The organism is Cryobacterium sp. Y82, assembly GCF_002929495.1.
In the GTDB taxonomy this organism is placed as follows: domain Bacteria; phylum Actinomycetota; class Actinomycetes; order Actinomycetales; family Microbacteriaceae; genus Cryobacterium; species Cryobacterium serini.
Genome location: NZ_PJJJ01000003.1, coordinates 1 through 1,453, shown reverse-complemented (window position 1 = coordinate 1,453; position 1,453 = coordinate 1). Strand labels below are relative to the sequence as shown.

Genomic DNA, 1,453 nt, shown 5'->3' with positions numbered 1-1,453 from the left:
CCCGCACCCTCCCGAATCTGTGCTCTAGACGAAATGTGAACCATGACCTCCCCCACTGTTTTCGCTTCGCCCATCTCCGTGCGCTCCACTCGCCCGTCGCGGCGGCTGGCCCTCATCGCCGCCGCTGGCGCGTTCGCCGTCGCCTTCAGCGGCCTGGCGGTTCTGCCCGCCCACGCCGCCGAGAACACCACCTCGGTCGCCGTTCCCGCCGGCAGCAAAGTCACCCGCGACCTGGGCACCATCCCGGCCGGCGCCGCCACCGTTGATGTCATGTTCGACACGACCGCGTCGGCCCGCACTGACATCAAGGTTCTGGTGGGTCCAGAAAACACCCAGCGGTACTACTTCACCGCCCCGGCCGGCGACGGCCCCGAACGCACCTACACCGTCCCCGTCACCAGCAAATCCGACGGCACCATCACCGTCGCCAGCGCCACCGCCAACGTCACCGTCGCCATGACCATCGTCGGCTACACCGCCACAACCGTCCCCGCACCCACCCCAGCACCAGCACCCGCGCCAGCTCCTGCACCAGCACCAGCTCCGGCTCCGGCTCCGGCTGTGGTGGCGCCGACGTCGGGTACGCCGTCCGCGTCCAACACCGGTGTTCCCGCCGGAACAGCCCTGAAAATCGTCAACGGTGACATCAACGTCACCACGCCCGGCACCGTCCTGAACGGCCTCGACATCCGCGGCCTGGTCAAAATTCAAGCCACCAACGTCACCATCAAAAACTCCATCATCCGCGGCCGCACCATGAACGGTCCCGGCGCCCTGATCAACAACCTCGGCGGCTACAGCAACCTCGTCATCACCGACACCGAACTGTTCCCGGCCGTCGCCTCGCCCCACGCCAACGGCATCTACGGCTACAACTTCACCGCCACCCGCCTCAACATCCACAACATCATCGACGGCATCCACGTCACCGGCAGCAACGTCCTCATCCAGAAAAGCTGGATCCACGACCACATGCACTACCTCAACGACCCCAACCAGGGCGGATCCCCCAGCCACGACGACTCCATCCAGGTACAAAGCGGTAACAACGTCAAAGTCATCGGCAACCGCCTCACCGACTCCCACAGCGCCGCCGTGCAAATCACCCAAGACCGCGGAGTCGTCTCCAACTTCGTCTACACCAACAACTACGCCAACAATGGCGCCTGCACCGTCAACATCGCCGAGAAAGCCTACGGCCCCCTCAAAGGCACCATCATCACAGACAACAAATTCGGCCGCGACACCAAGGTCGCCAACTGCGCCGTCATCGCCAAAACCACCACCATCATCGACTTCCAACGCAACTACTACACCGACAACACCCCCGTCGTCATCAAAAAAGGCTAACCACCCCGGCTAACCCCACCCCAGAATTCCCTCGCAGGAACCAGGCGGGCCCCACGTGCACACAGCACGCGAGGCCCGCCACATCGCACACCCCACCACAAAC

1 protein-coding gene is annotated in these 1,453 nt (G+C 64.2%); it reads left to right on the top strand.

All coding sequences use genetic code 11. From position 1 onward, the window contains the following. Positions 1–42: 42 nt before the first annotated feature. Complete coding sequence (locus CXY70_RS17915) at positions 43–1,350, top strand: hypothetical protein (RefSeq protein ID WP_199183300.1); 1,308 nt, start codon at positions 43–45, stop codon at positions 1,348–1,350. Positions 1,351–1,453 lie beyond the last annotated feature (103 nt).

What these genes read in the sequence shown, in the direction of transcription:
- CXY70_RS17915 (WP_199183300.1), top strand. Translation starts at nt 43, where the DNA reads ATGACCTCCCCCACTGTTTTCGCTTCGCCCATCTCCGTGCGCTCCACT.